General features: G+C 66.1%; 24 protein-coding genes. 10 read left to right on the top strand and 14 right to left on the bottom strand.

Going from position 1 to position 21,566, the window contains the following annotated elements; all coding sequences use genetic code 11:
• The first annotated feature begins 152 nt into the window (after positions 1-152).
• Complete coding sequence (locus tag AC1MH0_RS11665) at positions 153-1,100, top strand: phytoene/squalene synthase family protein (RefSeq protein ID WP_480962910.1); 948 nt, start codon at positions 153-155, stop codon at positions 1,098-1,100.
• A 73-nt stretch (positions 1,101-1,173) separates the two neighbouring features.
• On the opposite strand, the gene AC1MH0_RS11660 is transcribed toward AC1MH0_RS11665, so the two are convergent.
• Positions 1,174-1,404, bottom strand: coding sequence for a hypothetical protein (locus AC1MH0_RS11660; RefSeq protein WP_480962909.1), 231 nt, complete (start codon positions 1,402-1,404; stop codon positions 1,174-1,176).
• Between the two features lie 121 nt (positions 1,405-1,525).
• Here AC1MH0_RS11660 and AC1MH0_RS11655 point away from each other — a divergent pair, with 121 nt between their 5' ends.
• A complete protein-coding gene (locus AC1MH0_RS11655; protein ID WP_480962908.1) occupies positions 1,526-3,355 on the top strand; it encodes an ABCB family ABC transporter ATP-binding protein/permease in 1,830 nt (609 codons plus the stop codon).
• Positions 3,356-3,589: 234 nt separating this feature from the next.
• On the opposite strand, the gene AC1MH0_RS11650 is transcribed toward AC1MH0_RS11655, so the two are convergent.
• Entirely contained in the window at positions 3,590-4,561 is a 972-nt protein-coding gene (locus AC1MH0_RS11650) for a hypothetical protein (RefSeq protein WP_480962907.1), read from the bottom strand.
• A gap of 140 nt (positions 4,562-4,701) precedes the next feature.
• Here AC1MH0_RS11650 and recQ point away from each other — a divergent pair, with 140 nt between their 5' ends.
• From recQ to AC1MH0_RS11630, 4 genes are all read left to right on the top strand, one after another.
• On the top strand, positions 4,702-6,471 hold the full coding sequence (gene recQ, locus AC1MH0_RS11645) for a DNA helicase RecQ (protein WP_480962906.1): 1,770 nt from the start codon (positions 4,702-4,704) through the stop codon (positions 6,469-6,471).
• Positions 6,468-6,896 (top strand): protein tyrosine phosphatase family protein, encoded by a 429-nt coding sequence (locus tag AC1MH0_RS11640; RefSeq protein WP_056064377.1) that lies wholly within the window; start codon positions 6,468-6,470, stop codon positions 6,894-6,896. The genes recQ and AC1MH0_RS11640 overlap by 4 nt, the downstream gene beginning before the upstream one ends.
• Positions 6,893-7,291, top strand: a complete 399-nt coding sequence (locus AC1MH0_RS11635) for a hypothetical protein (RefSeq protein WP_480962905.1) — start codon at positions 6,893-6,895, stop codon at positions 7,289-7,291. The genes AC1MH0_RS11640 and AC1MH0_RS11635 overlap by 4 nt, the downstream gene beginning before the upstream one ends.
• 84 nt (positions 7,292-7,375) lie before the next feature.
• Complete coding sequence (locus tag AC1MH0_RS11630; protein WP_480962904.1) at positions 7,376-9,232, top strand: AsmA family protein; 1,857 nt, start codon at positions 7,376-7,378, stop codon at positions 9,230-9,232.
• A gap of 93 nt (positions 9,233-9,325) precedes the next feature.
• Here AC1MH0_RS11630 and AC1MH0_RS11625 read toward each other — a convergent pair whose 3' ends face one another.
• The 10 genes from AC1MH0_RS11625 to AC1MH0_RS11580 all read right to left on the bottom strand — a co-directional run bounded on the left by AC1MH0_RS11625 (position 9,326) and on the right by AC1MH0_RS11580 (position 15,941).
• The gene (locus tag AC1MH0_RS11625; RefSeq protein ID WP_480962903.1) at positions 9,326-9,985 is read right to left on the bottom strand and encodes a cell wall hydrolase; all 660 of its coding nucleotides are present in this window, start codon (positions 9,983-9,985) and stop codon (positions 9,326-9,328) included.
• A gap of 153 nt (positions 9,986-10,138) precedes the next feature.
• Positions 10,139-10,465 (bottom strand): DUF1491 family protein, encoded by a 327-nt coding sequence (locus AC1MH0_RS11620; RefSeq protein WP_480962902.1) that lies wholly within the window; start codon positions 10,463-10,465, stop codon positions 10,139-10,141.
• On the bottom strand, positions 10,462-10,947 hold the full coding sequence (locus AC1MH0_RS11615) for a PaaI family thioesterase (protein ID WP_426283069.1): 486 nt from the start codon (positions 10,945-10,947) through the stop codon (positions 10,462-10,464). Before AC1MH0_RS11615 ends, AC1MH0_RS11620 begins: the two co-directional genes overlap by 4 nt.
• Positions 10,937-11,404 carry a PTS sugar transporter subunit IIA gene (locus AC1MH0_RS11610; RefSeq protein ID WP_480962901.1) on the bottom strand — a complete coding sequence of 156 codons (468 nt, stop codon included), beginning with the start codon at positions 11,402-11,404 and terminating at the stop codon, positions 10,937-10,939. Before AC1MH0_RS11610 ends, AC1MH0_RS11615 begins: the two co-directional genes overlap by 11 nt.
• A gap of 101 nt (positions 11,405-11,505) precedes the next feature.
• Positions 11,506-12,105 (bottom strand): ribosome hibernation-promoting factor, HPF/YfiA family, encoded by a 600-nt coding sequence (hpf, locus tag AC1MH0_RS11605; RefSeq protein WP_480962900.1) that lies wholly within the window; start codon positions 12,103-12,105, stop codon positions 11,506-11,508.
• Positions 12,106-12,166: 61 nt separating this feature from the next.
• Positions 12,167-12,859 carry a DNA polymerase III subunit epsilon gene (gene dnaQ / locus AC1MH0_RS11600; RefSeq protein ID WP_480962899.1) on the bottom strand — a complete coding sequence of 231 codons (693 nt, stop codon included), beginning with the start codon at positions 12,857-12,859 and terminating at the stop codon, positions 12,167-12,169.
• Between the two features lie 15 nt (positions 12,860-12,874).
• Complete coding sequence (gene coaE, locus AC1MH0_RS11595; protein ID WP_480962898.1) at positions 12,875-13,450, bottom strand: dephospho-CoA kinase; 576 nt, start codon at positions 13,448-13,450, stop codon at positions 12,875-12,877.
• A complete protein-coding gene (locus AC1MH0_RS11590) occupies positions 13,447-14,259 on the bottom strand; it encodes a shikimate dehydrogenase family protein (RefSeq protein WP_480962897.1) in 813 nt (270 codons plus the stop codon). The genes coaE and AC1MH0_RS11590 overlap by 4 nt, the downstream gene beginning before the upstream one ends.
• 261 nt (positions 14,260-14,520) lie before the next feature.
• Positions 14,521-15,111, bottom strand: coding sequence for a Maf family protein (locus AC1MH0_RS11585; RefSeq protein ID WP_480962896.1), 591 nt, complete (start codon positions 15,109-15,111; stop codon positions 14,521-14,523).
• Positions 15,108-15,941 (bottom strand): pyruvate, water dikinase regulatory protein, encoded by an 834-nt coding sequence (locus AC1MH0_RS11580; protein ID WP_480962895.1) that lies wholly within the window; start codon positions 15,939-15,941, stop codon positions 15,108-15,110. Before AC1MH0_RS11580 ends, AC1MH0_RS11585 begins: the two co-directional genes overlap by 4 nt.
• Before the next feature lie 358 nt (positions 15,942-16,299).
• Here AC1MH0_RS11580 and hemE point away from each other — a divergent pair, with 358 nt between their 5' ends.
• The 4 genes from hemE (at position 16,300) to AC1MH0_RS11560 (ending at position 20,249) form a co-directional block, all read left to right on the top strand.
• Positions 16,300-17,319: a uroporphyrinogen decarboxylase gene (gene hemE / locus AC1MH0_RS11575; RefSeq protein WP_480965733.1), complete on the top strand. Its 1,020-nt coding sequence runs from the start codon at positions 16,300-16,302 to the stop codon at positions 17,317-17,319.
• Entirely contained in the window at positions 17,316-17,777 is a 462-nt protein-coding gene (locus tag AC1MH0_RS11570; RefSeq protein WP_120300842.1) for a CopD family protein, read from the top strand. The genes hemE and AC1MH0_RS11570 overlap by 4 nt, the downstream gene beginning before the upstream one ends.
• A 266-nt stretch (positions 17,778-18,043) precedes the next feature.
• Complete coding sequence (gene rho, locus AC1MH0_RS11565) at positions 18,044-19,300, top strand: transcription termination factor Rho (RefSeq protein WP_031395107.1); 1,257 nt, start codon at positions 18,044-18,046, stop codon at positions 19,298-19,300.
• Positions 19,301-19,529: 229 nt separating this feature from the next.
• The gene (locus AC1MH0_RS11560) at positions 19,530-20,249 is read left to right on the top strand and encodes a TerC family protein (protein ID WP_333924278.1); all 720 of its coding nucleotides are present in this window, start codon (positions 19,530-19,532) and stop codon (positions 20,247-20,249) included.
• A gap of 116 nt (positions 20,250-20,365) precedes the next feature.
• Here AC1MH0_RS11560 and AC1MH0_RS11555 read toward each other — a convergent pair whose 3' ends face one another.
• Positions 20,366-21,067, bottom strand: coding sequence for a dienelactone hydrolase family protein (locus AC1MH0_RS11555; RefSeq protein ID WP_480962894.1), 702 nt, complete (start codon positions 21,065-21,067; stop codon positions 20,366-20,368).
• Positions 21,064-21,534 carry a methylated-DNA--[protein]-cysteine S-methyltransferase gene (locus AC1MH0_RS11550; RefSeq protein ID WP_480962893.1) on the bottom strand — a complete coding sequence of 157 codons (471 nt, stop codon included), beginning with the start codon at positions 21,532-21,534 and terminating at the stop codon, positions 21,064-21,066. Before AC1MH0_RS11550 ends, AC1MH0_RS11555 begins: the two co-directional genes overlap by 4 nt.
• Between the last annotated feature and the right edge of the window lie 32 nt (positions 21,535-21,566).

Below are 21,566 nucleotides of genomic sequence, written 5' to 3'. Positions count from 1 at the left end.
ACCATCACCTGCCGCCACCCCGGCGAAGGCCGGGGCCCAGTTGGGAAGGTTGCAGTAATAAATCTCGGCGCTAGCCAACTTACGTCCCCCAACTGGGCCCCGGCCTCCGCCGGGGTGGCGCATATAACGGTGGTGGCGTGCGGGGTGTTGCTGTGACCCGCCCCCTCCCTTCGCGCGAGGCGATCGTTGCTACCGCGCATGAGTCGATCTCGCGGGGGTCGAAGAGTTTTGCCGCTGCCAGCCTGTTGTTCGACAAGCCGACGCGGGAGCGGGCGTGGCTGTTGTACGCGTGGTGCCGGCGGTGCGACGATATTGCCGATGGCCAGGATCATGGGCACGGCATGACCGTGGTCGAGGACGCCCCGGCCCGGCTGGTGGCTTTATCGGCGATGACCGAGCAGGCGCTGGCTGGCGAAGTCGTTGGCGAGCCGGCGTTCGATGCGCTGCGGATCTTCGCGGCCGAGACCCGGCTGCCGAAGCGGTTCGCGCGCGATCTGGTCGAGGGGTTCGCGCTGGATGCGCGCGAGTGGCGGCCGCGGTCGGAGAACGACCTCTACAAATATTGCTACCATGTCGCGGGCGTCGTCGGGTGCATGATGGCGATCGCGATGGGCGTCGATCCCGAGGACGAGGATACGCTCGATCGCGCGTGCGACCTGGGGATGGCGTTCCAGCTCGCTAATATCGCGCGCGACGTCGAGGAGGATGACCGGGTCGGGCGGTGCTATCTGCCCGAGGAATGGCTGGTCGAGATGGATTTCCCACCGGGGCAGCACATGAAGCCGCCGTTTCGATCGGGGCTGGCGGTGTTGACGAAGCGGATGGCGGATCGCGCTGCGGCGTTCGAGGCTAGTGCGCGGGAGGGGACGCCGGCGCTGTCGTTCCGGTCGGCTTGGGCGGTGTTGTCTGCGGCGGGGATTTATGGGGCGATCGGGCGGACCGTGGCGGCTCGGGGGGAGCATGCGTGGGATCACCGGGTGACGACGTCGGGGATGCAGAAGCTGGGGTTTATCGTGACGGCGGCCCGGGAGGCAGCTCGGCGGGATACGCTGTATCCGCGAACGGTGCGGGATACTCGGTTGTGGACTCGGCCTCGCTGATTGCCGGCGTCTAGCTTGTTCTCCCGCGAAGGCGGGAGTCCAGTCTGGGTCCCCGCCTTCGCGGGGAAACAATCTAGCCCTGCGACTTGGCCTTGCCCGTCTTCGCCATCTGGTTGCCCTGCGCACGGCAATTGGCACCGATCATCGGATACGGAACGTCGGTGTTCTGGGCCAGCTGGTCGGGGAGCGCCGCGCGGCACTGGGCCATCGTCTCGTAGCGTGCCGGGATCACACGTGCCTCGGTGCAGTTCACGTTGCCGTCACCGCAGCCCATGATGGCCATGACGTAGAACAGCGGTTCCATTTCATTCTCCGGTGGATCGCGGTGGCCGACATCGGACACGATTACAAAAGCGACGAAGTGGCAGGATTGTTCCCCCAACTGCTTTCGCCGGGGCTTGACTGCGCCTACATCGCATCGATCCATGCCCCCTGATACGTACACCTCCACCCGCGCGGACCAGCCCTTGCTGCCGACGCTCCGCCGCTTCCTGCCGTTCCTGTGGCCGGCGGGGCAGCCCAGGCTGAAGGCGCGGATCGTCGTCGCGATGCTGCTCGTGATCGCGTCGAAGCTGATCCAGGTTTTCGGCGCGGCGTTCACGCTGAAATACGCGGTCGACCGGATGGCGGGGAACGATCGCGGGGCGCTGACGCTCGTCGTGCTGCTGGTGGTCGGGTACGCGGCGTCGCGGTTCGGGACGACGCTGTTCGACAATCTGCGCAACGCGGTGTTCGAGCGCGTCGGGCAGGATGCGTCGCGGCGGCTGGCGGCGCAGGTGTTTCGCCATCTGCATGCGCTGAGCCTCGATTTCCACCTGTCGCGGCGGACGGGCGCGGTCACCAAGGTGGTCGAGCGCGGCACCAAGAGCATCGACACGATGCTGTATTTCCTGCTGTTCAACATCGCGCCGACGGTGTTCGAGCTGGTACTGGTGCTCGGGCTGTTCTGGACCAAGTTCGGTTGGCTGCTGGTCGTCGCGACGGTGGTGATGGTGGTCGGCTACATCCTCTTCACGCGGATGGTGACCGACTGGCGCAATGCGCTGCGCGCGCGGATGAACGACCTCGATACCGGGGCGGTCGCGCATGCGGTGGATTCGCTGCTGAACTTCGAGACGGTGAAGTATTTCGGCGCGGAGGAGCGCGAGGCGCGGCGCTACGACAGCGCGATCACGGCGTATTCCGAGGCGGCGGTGAAGAGCGAGAATTCGCTCGCGTGGCTCAACCTCGGCCAGGCGTTGATCACCAACGTGATGCTGGCGGGCGGCATGGGGTTCGTCGTGTGGCGGTGGAGCCACGGCGAGGCGTCGGCGGGCGACGTGGTGTTCGTGTCGACGCTGCTGGCGCAGCTGTTCCGGCCGCTCGACCTGTTGGGGATGGTCTATCGCACGATCCGGCAGGGCGCGCTCGACATGGCGGCGATGTTCGACCTGATCGATACGCCGGCCACGGTCGTCGACGCGCCGGGTGCGCCTGCGCTGGCGGTGAGCGCGGGGCATGTGCGGTTCGAGAACGTGTCGTTCGGCTATGACGCAGGGCGGCCGATCCTGCGCGATCTGGAGCTGGACGTGCCGGCCGGGTCCACTTTGGCTGTCGTTGGGCCGTCGGGGGCGGGGAAGTCGACGCTCGCGCGGTTGCTGTACCGGTTCTACGATTTGACGGGCGGACGGATTACCGTCGACGGGCAGGATATCTCGGAGGTTCGGCAGGCGTCTTTGCGCGCGGCGATCGGAATCGTGCCGCAGGATACGGTGCTGTTCAACGACACGATCGGGTATAATATCGCGTACGGGCGCGAGGGTGCGGAGATGCCCGAGGTCGAGGTTGCTGCCAAGGGCGCGGCGATTGCCGGGTTCATCGAGCGCCAGCCGCTCGGGTATGAGACGCGCGTCGGCGAGCGTGGGTTGAAGCTGTCGGGTGGCGAGAAACAGCGCGTGGCGATCGCGCGGACGCTGCTGAAGAACCCGCCGATCTTGATCCTGGACGAGGCGACTTCGGCGCTGGATAGCCGGACCGAGGCGGAAATTCTCGATACGCTGGAGGCGATCGAGCGCGGGCGGACGACGATCGTGATCGCGCACCGGCTTTCCACGGTGGTGCATGCGGACCAGATCGTCGTGCTGGAGGCGGGGCGGATCGTCGAGAAGGGCACGCATGCGGACCTGTTGCGGCAGGGCGGCGTGTATGCCGAGATGTGGAATCGGCAGGCGCAGGAGCGTGCCGGGGATGACGATGGGGCCTTGGCGGCGGAATAGCGGCGCGGGTAGCCGTCGGTTAAAGCGCGCCCACACCGTCGCTCCCGCTGCGTCGGGAGTGTTCCGTTCTCATCCCGTAAAGCAAGTACGGCCGCCGCATTCGAACGGCAGCCTCCCTTCCTTGTTCTCCCGCGAAGGCGGGACCCCAGTCTGGGTCCCCGCCTTCGCGGGGAAACAAGCTTAGCGACGGCGTCCTGGGACTTGTGCGTTCCCCCGACCGTCAACGGACCGAGTCTACCCGCAGGTCAGGCGGATCTGCTTGGCGGGTTTGTCGAAGACGATGGTGGAGCAGCGATCCAGCAGGTCGGCGCCGATCGTCAGGCGGTCGCGGTTCGCATCGCGCTTGCCCTTGGCGACGACGACGATCTCGTCGGGGTCGGGTGGCGGCGCGTCGGCATCGGGGATCGCGGCGGCGCTGCCGACGTCAGTGGTGCGGACGCCTAGCGACGATAGCGCGAGCGGGCCGACGAGGAGCGGGGTGGCGAGCGTCATCGTGCGGACGGGTCGGGCGATACCGAAGGCGATCTCGACCGGTGCGGTGAGGCCGGCCAGCGTGCCGCGCTGCGCCTGCGCGATCAGCGTGGCGGCGTTGGCGGTGACGGTCGTGCGTGGATGATAGGGGTCGAAGCGGACCCGGATCGGCTGGCCGCCAATCGTGATCTGCGCGAAGGTCCCGGAGAGCTTGCCCAGCAGGCCGCCGCCGTCGACCATCGGCAACGCGACGGTCCGCTTTCCCGCGCGCGGCGCGTTCAGGAGGATGCGCACGACGGGTTCGGGCAGCGACGCCGGGCCGATGCTGCCGTCGCCGACATCGGCATAGGGCCGCCCGACCCAGCGGGGGTCGGCAGCCTTCCCCTTGGCCTCGTGCTTGCGGCTCGGAAAGCCGATCCGCCGCTTCACCGCATTGGTCCCGAACGTCATCGGGCGGACCGTCGTCGCCTGCATCGCGCCTTGCCCGCCGACCGAATAGCCGAGGCCCAATGCGCCGCCCTTCAGCGCGAGTCGATCGGCGACCGCGGTCGTGACGAAGACCAGGCCGGGCGCGGCAGGGTCGACGCGCAGCGTGACGGGCTTGCCGTCGATCATTGCGGCGATCATCCCGCCGACCGGTACGTCGCGGATGGCCGTGACCGTGTCGCCGGCTAGCGCGACGCTGCTCACGAGCACCGATGCCGCCACGCCGGTTCTAAAGATATTGGCGATCATCGCGAGGTCTCCGGCGTCATGCGCCGCGATCTTGCCGCGTCATATCGTATTCGCAACGAATTTATGATTGGTGATGATTGGATAACCAATGCAGGCTCGCCCCTCGACGGGCGACTGCGCGACGCCTAGATCGCATGGCAATGGCACTCGACCCCCTTCCCGATCTCCAGCGCATCTTCGGCTTTCCTGATTTTCGTGGCGTGCAGCGCGATGTCGTCGACCGGGTGCTCGCGGGGCAGCGGACTCTGGCGGTCATGCCGACGGGTGCGGGCAAGTCGCTGTGCTATCAGTTGCCGGCGACGATGCTGGAGGGGACGTGCGTGGTCGTGTCGCCGCTGATCGCGTTGATGCATGACCAGTTGCGGGCCGCCACTGCGGTGGGCATCAAGGCGGCTACGCTGACGTCGGTCGATACCAATCGCGAGGAGACGATCGCGCGGTTTCGGGCTGGCGATCTGGACCTGCTGTACGTGGCGCCGGAGCGGGCCTCGAACGAAAGTTTTCGCAATCTACTGTCGCAGGCCAAGCTCAGCTTGTTCGCGATCGACGAGGCGCATTGCGTTAGTGAGTGGGGGCATGACTTCCGGCCGGACTATCGGTTGCTGCGGCCTTTGCTCGACAGTTTTCCGGATGTGCCGCGCCTCGCGCTGACCGCGACCGCCGACGCGCATACGCGGGCGGACATTCTCGAGCAGCTGGGCATCTCGCGAGAGGGGCTGATCGTGTCGGGGTTCGACCGGCCGAACATCCGCTATGCGATTTCGGGGCGCGACAACGTCAATCGGCAGATCGCGGATATCCTGGAGAAGATCCCGGGGCCGGGGATCGTCTACGCACAGACGCGGGCGGCGACCGAGAAGCTGGCGGAGGCGCTGGGGCGGAGTGGGCGGCCGACGCGGGCGTATCATGCCGGGCTCGATCCGCAGGTGCGCGCGAAGAACCAGGCGGATTTCGTCGCGAGCGAGGACATGGTGATCTGCGCGACGGTCGCGTTCGGGATGGGGATCGACAAGCCCGACGTGCGGTTCGTGGCGCATGCCGGGCTGCCGAAATCGATCGAAGCTTATTATCAGGAGACCGGCCGCGCGGGGCGTGATGGCGACCCGGCGATCGCGCATCTGTTCTGGGGCGCGGAGGATTTCGCGCGTGCGCGGCAGCGGATCGGCGAGGTCGAGCCCGAGCGGCAGGCGGGCGAGCGGCAGCGGCTGACCGCGATGGGCGGGCTGGTCGAGACGGCCGGGTGCCGGCGGCGGATCCTGCTCAAGCATTTCGGCGAGGAGCGGCTCGAGGATTGCGGGAATTGTGACAATTGCCTCGGTAACGTCGATGCGGTCGACGCGACGGAAACGGCGCGTAAATTCCTGTCGGCGGTGTTTCGGACCGGGCAGATGTTCGGGGTGGGGTATATCGAGGGTATCCTGACGGGGGTGTCGTCGGAGCGGAGCCTGATGAACGGGCATGAGGCGCTGTCGGTGTACGGGATCGTCGAGGGCGACGAGGTTGCGTTGCTGAAGCCCGTATCGCGCGCGCTGATGCTGAAGGATGCGCTGCGGACCAATCCGCATGGCGGCCTCGAATTCGGACCGGCGGCGAAGGCTATCCTCAAGGGCGAGGCGGCGGTGTCGATCGTCGTGCCGCCCAAGCGCGAGCGGCGGCGCAAGGGTGCGGTTGGCGCTGTGCCGAACCCGGTCGACGATCCGCTGTTCGAGGCGTTGCGCGTGCGGCGGCGCGATCTGGCGAAGGAAGCGGGCGTTCCGCCGTATGTGATCTTTCACGATTCGGTGTTGCGTGACATTGCGCGGCAGCGGCCGGCGTCGCGTGCCGAGTTAAGCCTGTTATCAGGCATTGGCGCGCGCAAGCTCGACGCCTATGGGGATGCCTTCCTCCAGGTCATCCGCGAGTCCGCATGATACGGCAAATAAACGAAAGTATTTCGGTCGCGCCACAGATCGCGGTCGAGCAAGTCGCGGAAATCGCTGCGGCGGGGTTCAAGACGATCGTCAACAACCGACCGGACGACGAGGATGCGGGGCAACCTTCGGGCGACGCGATCCGCGCTGCGGCGGAAGCGGCCGGACTGAAATACGTCTCGATCCCGGTGACGCATGCGGGGTTCTCGCATCCGCAGATCGACGCGATGACGCAGGCGCTGACCGATTCCGACGGGCCGGTGCTGGCCTATTGCCGGTCGGGGACGCGGAGCTGCAATTTGTGGGCGCTGGCGGCGGCGAAGGCGGGACGCAACCCGAACCTGTTGCTCGCGCAGGCCGAGGACGCCGGGTATGATCTGCGCGGAATCCGCCCGATGCTGGACGCGCTCGCAGGGCCGCGATGACGCCTGCCATCGTCGGCCGCATCGTGGCCATCGTTGTGCTGCTGATCGCGGGCCTGGCCTGGGTGGTCGTGCGGATGCGGCGGGTCGTGAAGATCGAGACTCCGGAAGAGGCGGCGGACGCGGCGCAGGCACAGCTTCGCGGGTTTGCGGTGGCGGGCGCTGTCGTCGGAGCGGACGGGCAGGGCGCGTTGGCGATCGCGGATGACGGGCGTGTCGCTGCGGTGAAGCGGATCGGGAAGACTCTGACGGTCCGCGAGGTATCGTGGCGGACGGTGCGCGCGACGCATGAGGGGATATTGGTCGAGACCGGGGACAAGGCGCTGGGCGCGGTGATGCTCGCGCAGGTCGATGTCCTCGATATCCGCCGGTTGGCGCCGAAGAGCGTGCGGGTCTAGCGAGCCCTACGCGCCGCGGTCATTCTGCGGCAGCGGTCCTGACGCTTGCGGAACGTTTCTCGTCTCGACGCGTCGCCGCAGTAGATGAGAAGATGGGTCGCCAAGCGCTGGGTGAAAGTCACTGGCATCGTCGTCGTGGCCGTGATGGCCACGGTCATAATCGGGCTCGCCGTGTTTCCCTGGGGATCGCTGAAAGGCGTGATCGAGCGGCAGCTGACCGCGCGCTTCGGGCGGCCGGTGACGATCGGCGGGATCGAGCGCGTCGACGGGTTCGGCTTCTCGCCGACGATCCGCATTACGCAGGTGCGTATTCCGCAAGCGGCGTGGGCCGGGAGCGGCGATTTCGTGCGGTTGCGCGAGGCGGAGGCGACGTTCTCCGCGCTGTCGCTGTTGAAGGGCGGGTTCGGACCGCGCGACGTCAAGGCGTCCGGGCTGTACCTCGCACTTGTCCGTGACAAGCAGGGGCGGACCAACTGGGATCGGCCGGGCAAGGCCAAGAGCGGCGGCAGTTCGAACGACCTGCAAGGGCTCATCATCCGCGACAGCGTGATCTCGTACCGCGATGCCAAGCAGGGGCGGCAGATCACCGCGCGGTTCTCGTCCGATCCGGTTGCGGGCATCCGTGCGAACGGCACCGGTACCGTGCGTGGGGCGGCGGTGCGGATCGCGGTCTCGGGGCCGTCGATCGAGCGATCGCAGGGCAAGCCTTGGCCGTTCACCGCGTCGATCGATGGGGACAGACTGTCGATCTCGGCAAAGGGCGTGATGGACCGGCCGCTCGATACCGATGCGATGACGCTCGACGTGACGGCGCGCGCGACCGACCTGAAGCTGATCGACGCGGTGATCGAGGCGGGGCTGTTCCGGACGCAGCCGGTGTCGTTCAGCGCGCACATCCGCCACGATGCGCCGAAATGGGCGATCACGCAGCTGAAGGGCGTGGTCGGGCGGTCGGATTTTGCGGGTCACGTGACGGTCGACAAGAGGGACGGACGAAGCAAGGTGAACGGCGATATCGTGTCGCGCCAGTTCGACTTCGCGGACCTGTCGTCGGACGAGGCGCAGGCGAAGGGCGCCGCGCTGGAGCGGGCGATCGGGCCGAGGCTCGTGCCGAATACGCGGATCGACATCGGCAAGATCGACAGCACCGATGCCGAGTTCGGGTTCCGCATCCAGCATATCGTCGCGGCCAAGGGGAAGTCCCCGATCGTGTCCGCCAAGGGGACGATCGCGATCGATCACCAACTGCTTACTCTGGACCGGTTGGTCGCGAGACTGCCGCAAGGGACCGTCACCGGCAAGGTCACCGTCGACCAGCGGGGCGATCGCAAGACGCCGACCGTTGCGATCGACCTTAGGTTGCGGGGTAGCAGCGTACAGGCGCTGGCGGGCGGGCGCGGCGATTTCAGCGGGAATGTGAGCGCGCGGGTGCGGCTGAAGGGGCCGGGCGAGACGATCCGGGCTGCAGTCGGGAACGCCGATGGCAGCATCGGGTTCGTCGCGCGGGACGGGCAGTTGCCGCAGGGGATCGCCGCAGCTTTGGGGTTCGATGCGGCGCGCGCGTTGCTGGCGAAAGATGGCGAGCGCGCGGGGCTGCGCTGCGTGGTGGTGAAACTCGCCGTGACGCGGGGGCGGGGGCGCGTTGATCCGATGATCGTCGATACCACCGCCAGCCAGTTGCGCGGGCAGGGGAGCGTGGTGTTTCCAACCGAAGCGCTCAACATTCGGCTGAGTGGATCGCCGAAACAGCATGCGCTGCTGCAGTTGCCGGGATCGGCGTACATGACCGGGACGATCCAGCAGCCGCACGTGACGATCCCGCCGGAGGTGAAATCGGTGGGGAATATCTTCAAGGCGATCGGTCGGGCGATCACCGGCAAGCAGGGACCGACGGCCAGCGATGCGGACTGTTCGGGGTTGGCGGCGCGGGTGCTGCGATAGGCCGAGACGTTAAACTGGGGCGTTGGCGGATATGAAAAACCCCGCCCCGCTGGATGCGGGACGGGGTCGGACTTCAGCGATATCCGGGGGATATCAGCGATAGAAGATGTGGTTTCCGATCGAGGCGACCTTGATCGCACGGACGCTGGGGCGGCGATCGGGGGTGTTGAAGTAGAGCGCCTTGTCGGCCGGGCTGTTCCACGCATCGGCGAGGGCGACCTTGGCGACTGCGACCGCGGTGCGGTAGGCGGTGCCGGCGTTGATGTTGGGGATCTTGCCACCGCGGACGAAGCTGAACTGGCCGCGCTGCTTGACGACGGCGCAGACGTTGGCGGGGAAACGACCCGACTTGGCGCGATTGATGATGACTTCGGCGACGGCGAGCTGGCCGGTCAGCGGCTCACCCTTGGATTCGAAGTAGATCGCGCCGGCAAGGCACTGAAGCGCTTCGTCGGCGGCGGCGCTATCCTGCGCGGCAACGGCCTGGGCAAGCGTGTCGAATTCTTCGGCTTCTGCGACGGCAGGGCTGACTGCGGTGTTCTCGGCGTTCGTCTCGACAGGTGCGACGGTCGTGGCAACTGGAGCGATCTGCGGAACATTCTGCGGCGAGAGCGCGTTTATATTGGCGAGAGCAGTGAGATTGGTGGTCGAGCGATCGATACCGGTTGCCTGACCGGGAGCGCTGTTGCCGAGCAGGCCGGCAAGAGAGAAGGTCATGACCGCGATCGTCGCAGCCCGCTGAAAAATCGTCATTCAAACTTATTCAGATGCGGTTGGACCGCGGAAGCAATCGTACGAGCCGATCGTCCAGGCATCCCCCCGACTGCGTAACTGATCCGGATCGCACCCGTCCCAGCACAACGCCAATCAATGTTGCAATTCCCCTCTATTGGGGGGGCTTTCGAGTCAATCGTCGAGGATCGTTTCAGCGGCGAACCGTTCCGCCGCTGCGATGTCCACCTCGATTACCCAGAGATCCGGGTCACTTGCGCGGCGCCGACGCCAATATCCGTCGAGGTCTTCGGGGGGCGTCGAGTCGATTAGCACGGTCCGTCCGTCGGGTCCGATGCCGCGTTCCAGCAGGCGAGGCGGGGCGCCCTTGTCGATCGCGATGACCAGGATCGCGCCGCCTTGCGGGTCGCCTTTCGCCATCACCGCGCCGAAGCCGCCGGCGTCGTTGACGCGCCGCAGCAACGCGCTGACGAGGACTCCGCTGGGGAGACGGCTACTCATGCTGCGCTGCGGTATCCGGGAAGGCCAGCGAGCGCGATCCGCGAGCGCATGAAGGTGCCGGTGCCTCTTGCCGCTTCTTCGCCGTCCGCGTCGATCAGCCGGGCGTCCGCGACGAACACACGCCGCTTGCCACTGATCCAGCGTCCTTCGGCGATCACCGGGCCGATCTTCAACGGTCGCGTGAGCAGCAGGTTGAACGCGGTGGTGAGCAGGAAGCGATCGGTGACCAGGCTGTTGCAAGCGTAGAAGGCGGCATCGTCGAGCATCTTGAAGTAGCTCGTGCCGTGCGCGGCGCCGCCGGCGTGGTAATGGCGCTCGTCGATCGTGAAATGGATGCGCGCGACGCCGGCTTCGGGGATTTCGAGCGAGGAATCGAAGAAGCGGTTGATCGGGGCCTGGGCGTAGAGCGATTCCAGCGCGCGGAAATGTGCGTCTGCGCCCGCCGTGTTTGGGGCCGAACTGGGGGCCGACTCAGGCTGCATCGCGGACCTCGTCGGCGGTGAACAGCGCATAGACCGCGTCTGGCGAACCGCCGCCGCGCAGTTTCTCGAGGAACGCCTTGTCGCGCAGTCGGCGCGAGACGCGGGCGAGGGCCTTCAAATGAACCGCGCCAGCGTCGGTGGGGGAGAGCAGCATGAAGACGAGATCGACGGGGAGATCGTCGACCGCCTGGAAATCGACGGGTTGCGCCAATCGCGCGAACACCCCCGTGACCTGCGCGAGACCTTCCAGCTTGGCATGCGGGATCGCGACGCCACCGCCGAACCCGGTCGAGCCGAGCTTCTCGCGCGCGGCCAGCCGATCGGCGATCATCTTGGGGTCGGTATCGACTATCTCGGACGCGATCGTGGCAAGATGCTGGAACACCGCCTTCTTGTTCGTGGCGATCACGCCCGTGTGCACTGCGTCGGGACGCAGCATATCGCTGAAATCAGTCATTCTGTTCAATATCTCAAGCGCCCCCGCGCGCGTCCGCCTTAGCGGGTTGCACGGGGGCGTAAAGACGGGGTCGTCAGACCCACGCCTTTATGGACCCTTCTTTATTGGGGAGGGGAGGCGGCTACGCGCTGTGGCTCGACCCAGCCGATCGTGCCATCGCCGCGCTTGTACACCATGTTGTGCGCGCCGGTGCCCGCGTTCGTGAACAGCAACGCGGCGGTGTTGCGCAGATCGAGCATCATCACCGCGTCGGACACGGTGGCCTCGGGGATGTCGACGCGCGTTTCGGCGATGATCAGCGGTGCGTCCGCGACATCGTCTTCCTCGACGCTCTCCTGGAACAGCGTATAGCCGGCATTGTCGTAGCCGTTGCTCTCGGCGATCGCGACCGCTTCGCCGGCATGGCGATCCTTCAGGCGGCGCATGTAGCGGCGGAGCTGGGTCTCGATCTTCGCGGCGGCGCCATCGAAGGCGGCGCGGGCGTCATAGGCTTCGGCATGGCCCTTGAGCACGAGGCCTTTCATCACGTGCGAGACGATGTCGCATTTGAAGCCGGCATCGTGCGGCCCCTTGCCAAACGTGACTTCGGCCGAGATGGCGCGCGAGAAATACTTGTCGGCGATACCCTGGAGTCGGTCTTCCACGTGGCTGTTCAGTGCTTCGCCAGTGTCAACCTGATGACCAGAAATCCGGATATCCATTGTCGTCTCCTTAACGGCGTTACAGTCTTCGGGCGGTCCTATTGGCTCCACCCTGCCAGCGTCATCCGGACGCCACGGCCCCCCAGATCGGATCCTTGATCCCCTTCATGAACGCAGCATGGGCCGCAAGGTCTCCCTCGCTCACCGCGAAAACGCGGGCAGGGCGAACGACCCGAGGCGCCTGTGCGACGATCGGAGTCGACGCGGTGCTGCCGGTATCGCCAAGTAGGCCGAGACCGATCTGGCGACCGCCCATCAGCTCGACATAGACCTGCGCGAGCAACTGCGCGTCGAGCAGCGCGCCGTGCAGCACGCGGTGGCTGCGATCGATGCCGAACCGCGAGCACAGAGCGTCGAGCGAATGCTTGGCGCCGGGGTGACGGCTGCGCGCGATCTGCAGCGTGTCGACCATCCGCTTCATGTGGACGATCTGGCGGCCGCACTTGGTGAGCTCGCCGTTGAGGAACGAGAAGTCGAAGCCGGCATTGTGCGCGATCATCGGCGCGTCGCCGACGAATTCGAGCAGGTCCTCGACCGCGTCCGCGAACTTCGGCTTGTCGGAGAGGAACTGCGCGCTCAGCCCGTGGACGTTAAATGCCTCGACCGGCATGTCGCGTTCGGGATGATAATAGGCGTGGAACGTGCGGCCGGTCTCGACCCGGTTGAGCATCTCGACGCAGCCGATCTCGACCATGCGGTCGCCGCCGGAAAAACTGAGGCCGGTGGTTTCGGTATCGAAGACGATCTCACGCATCCCGATGGTATCGGCTCAGATTTCCAAGGATGCAAGCACCGCCCGGACTTGCGCGCGGGTCGCGTCGAAGCTGGTGTCGGTGTTGATGACATGATCCGCGCGGGCGCGTTTCTCGGCGTCGGGGGTTTGGCGCGCGAGGATCGCGGCGAACTTCTCCGCGGTCATGCCGGGGCGAGCGAGGACGCGGGCGCGCTGGACGTCCGGGGCGGCGGAGACGACGACGATGACGTCGACGTTGCGATGGCCGCCGGTCTCGAACAGCAGGGGGACGTCGAACACGACTCGCTGGCCGGCGTGCTTGGCGAGGAAGTCGGCGCGTTCTTCGCCGACGGCGGGGTGGACGATCGCTTCGAGCCGCTTGATCGCGGCGTCGTCGCCGAACACCGCTGTCCCGAGTTTTGCGCGGTCGACTGCGCCTTTGGTGGTGGTGCCGGGGAACGCGGTTTCGATCGCGGGGACGAGTCGACCACCGATGCCTTGCAAGCGGTGGACGGTTGCGTCGGCGTCGAACACCGGGACGCCCTCGTCGGCGAACATCGCGGCGACGGCGGATTTGCCCATGCCGATCGATCCGGTGAGGCCGATGATCATTTTGTCAGCAACGCGCGGAGTTCGTCGTCGCGATCGCGCGGTGGTTCCACGTGGAACAATATCTCGAACGCGACCGCTGCCTGGCCGATCAGCATCTCCAGGCCATCGACGGTTTCAAGGTCGCGCGCGCGCGCCGCTTTCAGGAGACCGGTTTCGAGCGGCGAATAGACGATGTCGTAAACCAGTGAGTCTGGCTCGAGCGCGCCGAGATCGATATCGAGGGGCGGCTGCCCGGCCATGCCAAGTACGCTGGCGTTGACTAGCAGGCGCGAGGGCGGGGCGGCGGGGCCGATCGGGAGCGCCTGGCCTTTGAGACCGAACGTCGATAGCAGCGCTACGCCCTTCAGCGGATTGCGGTTGAGGATGGTGACGGGGCCGACACCCATCCGCGACAGCGCGAACAGGATCGCGCGGGCTGCGCCGCCCGCCCCGATCACCGTGACGGGCTGGCCGGCGATGTCGAGATCGTCGATCGGCGCCCAGAATCCGGCGGCATCGGTGTTGGTACCGATGCAGTCGCCCGCCTGGTTGCGGAATACGGTGTTGATCGCGCCGATCGTCCCGCGGACATTCCCGGGGTCGGAGACGTGGTCGAGCGCTGCGAGCTTGTGCGGCATCGTGATGTTGCACCCTCGCCATGCGGGGTCGGCTTTGCGTTCGGTGAAGTAGGCGGGGAGGTTTGCGGTGGTGACGAGCTTGTGGCGGTATTCCGCGTCGATCCCGAGCGCGTCGAGCCAGAAGCCGTGGATCAGCGGCGATTTCGACTGTGCGATCGGATCGCCGATCACTTCTGCATACGGACGGGTCATTCGAAGCTCCGTGTTTCCCCGCGGAGGCGGGGATCCAGTCTGGGCGCCCGCCTTCGCGGGTGAACGGGATTTAGTCTAGCTCGGGCGGATTGCCATGTGCGACGGTCCATTCAATCCTCCCCCGCAAGGGGGAGGTGGCACCGAAGGTGACGGAGGGGGAGGACACGGAACAAACGTTTCGCATGCCTCCCCCTCCGTCTGGCAAGAGCCAGCCACCTCCCCCTGGCGGGGGAGGATTACGTGCGCCCTCCCGTTTTTAGATTACGCTGGCAGTTCACCGCGGACGCGGAGGAAGTCGAGGACGTTAAGCAGCGGCATGCCGAGTACCGTGAACTGGCTTCCTTCGATCCTGGCGAACAGTTGCGCGCCGGGGCCTTCGATGCGGTAGCAGCCGACGCAACCCGAGATGACGGGCCATTCCGCATCGAGGTACGTCTCGATGAACGCTTCGGACAGCGGGCGGACATGCATCTTCGCGCGTTCGACGTGGCGCCATATCGCCTGGCCGTTCTCGGCGATGACCGCGGCGCTCCAGAGGTCGTGGCGCTTGCCGGACATCAGCCGCAGATGTGCCGCCGCGTCGGCGCGGTCCACTGGCTTGTCGAGGATGGTGCCGTCTTCCAGCGCGACCAGCGAGTCACTGCCGAGGACGAGATAGCCGGGCATCCGCGCGGAAACCTTCAGCGCCTTCAGTTCGGCGAGCGCATCGGCGAGATCGCGGGGCGACAGGTCGCGTAGCGCCTCCTTGGCTGCATCCTCATCGACGCCGGCGAAGGTCGCCTCGAATGGCACACCCGCGGCGGTCAGCATCGCGCGACGCGAGGCGCTTTGCGAGGCGAGGATCAGGCTCATAGCTCGACCTTCGGAGCGGCGTCGGCGCGGCGCTGGTTGCACAAGGCGATGATCGCCGCCGCGGTTTCCTCGATCGAGCGGCGCGTAACGTCGATCACCGGCCAGCCATTGTCGGCGAACATGCGGCGCGCAAAGGCGAGCTCGCGCATCACTGCTTCTTCCTCGACATAGGACGTGTCGGGCTGCTGGTTAAGCGACAGCAGGCGGTTGCGGCGGACCTGAATCAGCCGATCCGCACTGGTCGTGAGGCCGACGATCAGCGGATCTTTGAGCTTGTAGAGGTTCAGCGGTGGTGGGCTTTCCACGACGATCGGGATGTTCGCGGTCTTGTAGCCGCGGTTGGCGAGGTAGATCGAGGTCGGCGTCTTCGACGAACGCGACACGCCCGCCAGGACGATATCGGCCTCCTCCCATTCTTCCGAGGCGATCCCGTCGTCGTGTGCGATCGTCCACTGGATGGCGTCGACGCGCGCGAAATAGGCCGCATCTAGGACATGCTGACGTCCCGGCCGGGCCTTCGCCTGCTGTCCCAGTAACCCGGAAAGTGCGTCATTCACGGGGTCGAGCGGGGCTACCGCGGGCAGCCCCAGCGCGAGGCACCGCTGCTCCAGAATCCGTCGGGTCGCGGGGTTCACCAGCGTGAACACCACCAGCCCCGGGTTCTGCGCGATCTCCTGGAGGATGCGTTCGAGATGCGCTTCGGTGCGGACCATCGGCCAGAAATGGCGGACCGTCTCGACGTCGTCATATTGCGCCAGCGCCGCCTTCGCGATGTTCTCCAGCGTCTCGCCGGTCGAGTCCGACAGCAGATGAAGGTGGAGCCGGATCATCGGCATCTTGTCCCCAGCGACGGGGTCCCTGGGCGTGGATCTGTGGATAACATGGGGAGAAGGGCTAGCGTAACTCATCCCCCTCGCCAAGCGACCGGTGTGCCGTGGATAACACCCATTCTATCCACACGCCCGCGCACAGGGGCCAATTTTATCCACAGGCTGTGGGTAACGGGGAGCCTTGAATCGAATCAGCGCGTTTGTGGGCGTGCCGAGGGGTCAAGCTGTTGGCATTTCCGGGATCACCGCATAAGCCCCGGGTTCAACCGCCCAACCACTGCAACAACCTATTTCTAGAATCTTCTTATAGTAGAAGAAGGGTGCTCCGCTGACCGATCCGACCCCCAACTCGCCTCCCATCAAGCCTCTCCTGGCGACTCTTCGCGGAGAGCGTCAGGCCGTGCCGCCGCTTTGGCTGATGCGGCAGGCGGGGCGGTACCTCCCGGAATACCGAGAACTCCGCGCCGAGAAGGGCGGGTTCCTCGCGCTCGCGACGGATCCCGACGCGGCGGCCGAAGTCACGCTCCAGCCGATCCGTCGGTTCGGGTTCGATGGCTCGATCCTGTTCTCGGACATCCTGATGATCCCTTGGGCGCTCGGGCAGGATCTGAGCTTCGGGGTCGGCGAGGGGCCGCGGCTCGAGCCGGCGCTGGTCGACCATGCGCTCGATCGGTTGCAGCCGGTGATGGGGCGGCTGGAGCCGGTCTACGGCACCGTCGCGAAGGTCGCCGCTGCCTTGCCTCCCGAGACGACGTTCCTGGGCTTTGCGGGGTCTCCCTGGACGGTCGCGACGTATATGGTCGCGGGGAAGGGCTCGAAGGATCAGTCCGAGACGCGGCGTTTCGCGTATCGCGATCCCGAGGCATTCGGTGCGATCATCGATGCGATCGCCGACAACACCGTCGAGTATCTCGCGCGGCAGGTCGAGGCGGGTGTCGACGTGGTGCAGCTGTTCGACAGCTGGTCGGGCTCGCTATCGCCCGCGCAGTTCGAACGTTGGGTGATCGCGCCTACCGCGTCGATCGTCGAGCGGCTCCACGTGCGCTGCCCCGGCGTGCCGATCATCGGCTTTCCGAAGGGGGCAGGGGGCAAGCTCCCGGCCTATGCACGCGAGACCGGCGTCGATGCGATCGGGCTGGACGAGACGGTCGATCCGGTCTGGGCGCACGCGTCGCTGCCAGCGGACATGCCGGTGCAGGGCAATCTCGATCCGCTGGCGTTGATCGCGGGTGGGGCGGATCTCGATGCGGCGATCGACCGGATCCTCGCAGCGTTCGTCGAGCGTCCGCACGTCTTCAACCTCGGCCATGGCATCCTGCCCGACACACCCATCGCGCATGTCGAGCAGCTGATCGCCCGCGTAAGGAGCACGACATGAGCGGATTTCTCGGCGCTGCATACGACTGGGTGAAGGCGGCGCATCTGATCTTCGTGATCTTCTGGATGGCGGGGCTTTTCATGCTGCCGCGCTATCTGGTGTATCACCAGGAGGCGCTGGCGGCGGGCAACACGAGCGAGGCGGCGAACTGGGTCGAGCGCGAGAGCAAGATCCGCCACATCATCCTGACGCCGGCGATGATCGTCGTCTGGGTGTTGGGGATCGCGCTGGCGCTGAACCTGGGGCTGGCCGACGGCGCGCCGGGGCTCGGGTGGCTGCACCTGAAGCTCGCGCTGGTGTTCCTGCTGACGGGATATCACGGCTGGGCGGTCGGCTATGCGAAGAAGCTCGCCGCGGGGAAGCCGACGCTGGCGGGGAAGCAGTTGCGGATGCTCAACGAGGTGCCTGCGCTGGCGGTGACGCTGATCGTCGTGCTGGTGATAGTGAAGCCGTTCTGACCGGGCGTTCTCCTGCGAACGCAGGAGCCCAGGGTTACAGGCGATCGCGTTCGTGATCCTGGGCCCCTGCGTTCGCAGGGGAACGGCGAGAGCAGAGTTCCCGTCCCCGCTTGACTAACCCGCCCCCCAATTCTAACCCCTTCTCCCAACACGGCCTCCTGGCGTCCTGCCCGGTCGTGTCTTGCCAGACTCGTCTCGCCCAGTTCCGCTTCCCAAGCGCACCGCCGACCGAGCGTTCTCCCGTTGATTGCTATCCGGAAATCCCCATGCATCTCAAAGACCTGAAGAAAAAGAAACCCGCCGAGCTGGTCCAGTTGGCCGAGGAACTGGGGGTCGAGAGCGCCTCGACGCTGCGCAAGCAGGACCTGCTGTTCGCGATCCTGAAGGTGCAGGCGGACAATGGCGACCAGATCATGGGGCTCGGCACGATCGAAGTGCTGCCCGATGGCTTCGGTTTCCTGCGCTCGCCGGAATCGAACTATCTGGCCGGCCCGGACGACATCTACATCTCGCCGAACCAGGTGCGGAAGTTCGGCCTGCGCACCGGTGACACGGTCGAGGGCGAGATCCGCGGGCCGAAGGATGGCGAACGCTATTTCTCGCTGGTGAAGCTGACCGCGGTCAATTTCGACGACCCCGACGTCGTCCGTCACCGCGTCAATTTCGACAACCTCACGCCGCTCTATCCCGAGAGCAAGCTGACCCTCGATCCCGCCGACCCGACCGTCAAGGACAAGTCGGCACGGGTGATCGACATCGTCTCGCCGCAGGGCAAGGGCCAGCGCACGCTGATTGTCGCACCGCCGCGCGTCGGCAAGACGGTCATGTTGCAGAACATGGCCAAGGCGATCACCGACAACCACCCCGAGGTGTTCCTGATCGTCCTGCTGATCGACGAGCGCCCTGAGGAAGTCACCGACATGCAGCGCAGCGTGAAGGGCGAGGTGGTCAGCTCGACCTTCGACGAACCCGCGCAGCGCCACGTGCAAGTCGCTGAAATGGTGATCGAAAAGGCCAAGCGCCTGGTCGAGCACAAGAAGGACGTGGTGATCCTGCTCGATTCGATCACGCGTCTCGGCCGTGCCTACAACACCGTCGTGCCGTCGTCGGGCAAGGTCCTGACCGGCGGTGTCGATGCGAACGCGCTACAGCGTCCGAAGCGCTTCTTCGGCGCCGCGCGCAACATCGAGGAGGGTGGTTCGCTCTCGATCATCGCGACCGCGCTGATCGATACCGGCAGCCGCATGGACGAGGTGATCTTCGAGGAGTTCAAGGGCACCGGCAACTCGGAAATCGTGCTCGATCGCAAGGTCGCGGACAAGCGCATCTTCCCGGCGCTGGACGTCGGCAAGTCGGGCACGCGCAAGGAAGAACTGCTGGTCGACAAGGCCAAGCTCAGCAAGATGTGGGTCCTGCGCCGCATCCTGATGCAGATGGGCACGATCGACGCGATGGAGTTCCTGCTCGACAAGATGAAGGATTCGAAGACCAACGAGAATTTCTTCGACAGCATGAATCAATAACCGAGTGCGGCCTGCTGCAAGCTGCAGCAGGACTCGCACCGGTTCGGCCGGCGGGGGCGCGAGCCTCCCGACCGACGACATGGGCTTTGCCCATGTCTGCCAAGCACACCAAGTCGGCACGCGAGAGCATGGCTTTCGCGTGCCGCTTTGCTATTAATCACTATGAAACCGCCACTCCGCCCGCGGCGTGGCCACGTCACCGGGAGCTGACATCTTGAGTATTATCGCCATGCTGGCCGCCGCCGCATCGAGCACCGCGGGCCCCGGCTCGCCGCTGGAAATCTGGCAGCACATCGTCGCCGACTTTTCCAACCTAGGCGACCCGAAGGCGCTCGCCGCATTCGGATCGGTCCTGATGATCGACCTCGTCCTCGCGGGCGACAACGCGATCGTCGTCGGCGCACTCGCCGCCGGTCTCCCCGCCGACCAGCGCAAGAAGGTCATCCTGATCGGCATCGGCGCCGCGCTGGTGCTGCGCATCTTCTTCGCGTTGATCGTGACGTGGCTGATGGGCATCGTCGGGCTGATCTTCGCGGGCGGCCTGTTGCTGCTCTGGGTGAGCTGGAAGTTCTGGCGTGAAATCCGCGAGGGCGCGGAGAATGCGGGCTCCGAGGAAATTGAAGGCGACGAGCGTTCGGGTATCCGTTCCTCGAAGGGCTTTGCGAGCGCGGCCTGGGCCGTCGCTGTCGCCGACGTCTCGATGAGCCTCGACAACGTTCTGGCCGTCGCAGGCGCGGCGCGCGAGCATCCCGGCATCTTGGTTATCGGCCTGCTGCTGTCGGTCGCGATGATGGGTCTGGCGGCGAACTACATCGCGCGCGTCATCAACAAGTATCGCTGGATCGCGTATATCGGCCTCGCAGTGATTCTCGTGGTCGCGCTGAAGATGATCTACGAGGGCTGGGTCGGCACCGGCGAGACGCTCGGGATCATCTCGCTGCTGCGCTGATCGCGGGGGCAGTTGGGATAAGGAAAAGGCCTCGCCGGGATCGCCCGGCGAGGCCTTTTTCATGTCTGTCGTCAGCACCCCGTCACCCCGGAACGGGGGGGACGGGGAGGGCGTGGTTAGCCCAGATTCTCCGCGAAGAACTTGGCCGTCCGCTCGTCCGCCAGCTTGGCCGACGCATCCGAGCGGCGCTCGCCGAACTCGGTCGCGAAGCCGTGGTCCTCGCCCGCGTAGTCGTAGATCGTCACCTTAGGGTGATCGTCGAGCCCGGCGTGCATCGCCGCCTGCGCGTCCTTGTCGACGAAGTGATCCTCCTCCGGCACGTGCAGCAGCACCGGGTGTGCGATCGCGTGCTTTTCGCCGAGCAGGCCGTCAATCCCGACGCCGTAATAGCCGACGCTCGCATCTACGTCGGTCCGTGCCGCGGTCATGAACGCCAGGCGCCCGCCCAGGCAGTAGCCGACCACGCCGACCTTGGCGTCGTCGCCCAGTTCGGCACGGGCCGCACGGATTGTCGCCTCGATATCGGCGATGCCCTTGTCCTGGTCGAACTGGCCCATCAGTCCGAGCGCACGGTCCATCTCGGGCTTGATGTCCGGATCGAGTTCGATGCCGGGCTCGAGGCGCCAGAACAGGTCGGGGGCGATCGCGAGATAGCCGGCCTCGGCGAGCGTGTCGCACTTGCGGCGGATCCCGGCGTTCACGCCGAAGATCTCCTGGATCACGACGATCGCGGCCTTTGGCGTGCCTGCGGGAGTCGCGCGATACGCGGTGAATTCGCCATCGCCCGCGAGCGTGGCGATCTTGGTAGTGTTCGTCATAGCAGTCCTCCTGACGGCCGCTCGTGGTCGAGCAGCCGGGATTTGGTGATCGGGCCTTCCCCCGCGGAGTACGCACCAAGCGCTCCGCCGGCTCCAAGGATTCGGTGGCAGGGGACGATGATCGGAAAGGGATTGCGTGCGCAGGCTTGGCCGATCGCGCGCGGGCTGGAGCCGATCGCCTTGGCCAATGCGCCGTAGCTTGCCGTGGTGCCGTAGGCGATGTCGACGATTGCCTGGCGGAGGTCGGTACCGCGCGGGGTGGGGGAGAGCGCGAGGGGTAGGTCGAACTCGGTCAGCCGTCCGGCGAAATACGCGTCGAGTTGGCGGAGTGCTTCGAGGATCGCAGGGGCATCGCTGGTAGACCCCGGGCCCACGCCGATATCGATCGCGTCGATCCGGTCCCCGGTGCCGGTCACGCGGACCAGACCGATAGGCGTTGCGATCGAGGCGGCATCGCGCGCATACATTCTCGTGCTATGCAGCGCCGCGATGGACCGCT

Source organism: Sphingomonas sp. AP28, assembly GCF_056680455.1.
This window is presented reverse-complemented; position numbering and strand designations above follow the sequence as displayed.

What these genes read in the sequence shown, in the direction of transcription:
- AC1MH0_RS11660 (WP_480962909.1), bottom strand. Translation starts at nt 1,404, where the DNA reads ATGGAACCGCTGTTCTACGTCATGGCCATCATGGGCTGCGGTGACGGC.
- AC1MH0_RS11655 (WP_480962908.1), top strand. Translation starts at nt 1,526, where the DNA reads ATGCCCCCTGATACGTACACCTCCACCCGCGCGGACCAGCCCTTGCTG.
- AC1MH0_RS11650 (WP_480962907.1), bottom strand. Translation starts at nt 4,561, where the DNA reads ATGATCGCCAATATCTTTAGAACCGGCGTGGCGGCATCGGTGCTCGTG.
- recQ (WP_480962906.1), top strand. Translation starts at nt 4,702, where the DNA reads ATGGCACTCGACCCCCTTCCCGATCTCCAGCGCATCTTCGGCTTTCCT.
- AC1MH0_RS11640 (WP_056064377.1), top strand. Translation starts at nt 6,468, where the DNA reads ATGATACGGCAAATAAACGAAAGTATTTCGGTCGCGCCACAGATCGCG.
- AC1MH0_RS11635 (WP_480962905.1), top strand. Translation starts at nt 6,893, where the DNA reads ATGACGCCTGCCATCGTCGGCCGCATCGTGGCCATCGTTGTGCTGCTG.
- AC1MH0_RS11630 (WP_480962904.1), top strand. Translation starts at nt 7,376, where the DNA reads ATGAGAAGATGGGTCGCCAAGCGCTGGGTGAAAGTCACTGGCATCGTC.
- AC1MH0_RS11625 (WP_480962903.1), bottom strand. Translation starts at nt 9,985, where the DNA reads ATGACGATTTTTCAGCGGGCTGCGACGATCGCGGTCATGACCTTCTCT.
- AC1MH0_RS11620 (WP_480962902.1), bottom strand. Translation starts at nt 10,465, where the DNA reads ATGAGTAGCCGTCTCCCCAGCGGAGTCCTCGTCAGCGCGTTGCTGCGG.
- AC1MH0_RS11615 (WP_426283069.1), bottom strand. Translation starts at nt 10,947, where the DNA reads ATGCAGCCTGAGTCGGCCCCCAGTTCGGCCCCAAACACGGCGGGCGCA.
- AC1MH0_RS11610 (WP_480962901.1), bottom strand. Translation starts at nt 11,404, where the DNA reads ATGACTGATTTCAGCGATATGCTGCGTCCCGACGCAGTGCACACGGGC.
- hpf (WP_480962900.1), bottom strand. Translation starts at nt 12,105, where the DNA reads ATGGATATCCGGATTTCTGGTCATCAGGTTGACACTGGCGAAGCACTG.
- dnaQ (WP_480962899.1), bottom strand. Translation starts at nt 12,859, where the DNA reads ATGCGTGAGATCGTCTTCGATACCGAAACCACCGGCCTCAGTTTTTCC.
- coaE (WP_480962898.1), bottom strand. Translation starts at nt 13,450, where the DNA reads ATGATCATCGGCCTCACCGGATCGATCGGCATGGGCAAATCCGCCGTC.
- AC1MH0_RS11590 (WP_480962897.1), bottom strand. Translation starts at nt 14,259, where the DNA reads ATGACCCGTCCGTATGCAGAAGTGATCGGCGATCCGATCGCACAGTCG.
- AC1MH0_RS11585 (WP_480962896.1), bottom strand. Translation starts at nt 15,111, where the DNA reads ATGAGCCTGATCCTCGCCTCGCAAAGCGCCTCGCGTCGCGCGATGCTG.
- AC1MH0_RS11580 (WP_480962895.1), bottom strand. Translation starts at nt 15,941, where the DNA reads ATGATCCGGCTCCACCTTCATCTGCTGTCGGACTCGACCGGCGAGACG.
- AC1MH0_RS11570 (WP_120300842.1), top strand. Translation starts at nt 17,316, where the DNA reads ATGAGCGGATTTCTCGGCGCTGCATACGACTGGGTGAAGGCGGCGCAT.
- rho (WP_031395107.1), top strand. Translation starts at nt 18,044, where the DNA reads ATGCATCTCAAAGACCTGAAGAAAAAGAAACCCGCCGAGCTGGTCCAG.
- AC1MH0_RS11560 (WP_333924278.1), top strand. Translation starts at nt 19,530, where the DNA reads ATGCTGGCCGCCGCCGCATCGAGCACCGCGGGCCCCGGCTCGCCGCTG.
- AC1MH0_RS11555 (WP_480962894.1), bottom strand. Translation starts at nt 21,067, where the DNA reads ATGACGAACACTACCAAGATCGCCACGCTCGCGGGCGATGGCGAATTC.
- AC1MH0_RS11550 (WP_480962893.1), bottom strand. Translation starts at nt 21,534, where the DNA reads ATGTATGCGCGCGATGCCGCCTCGATCGCAACGCCTATCGGTCTGGTC.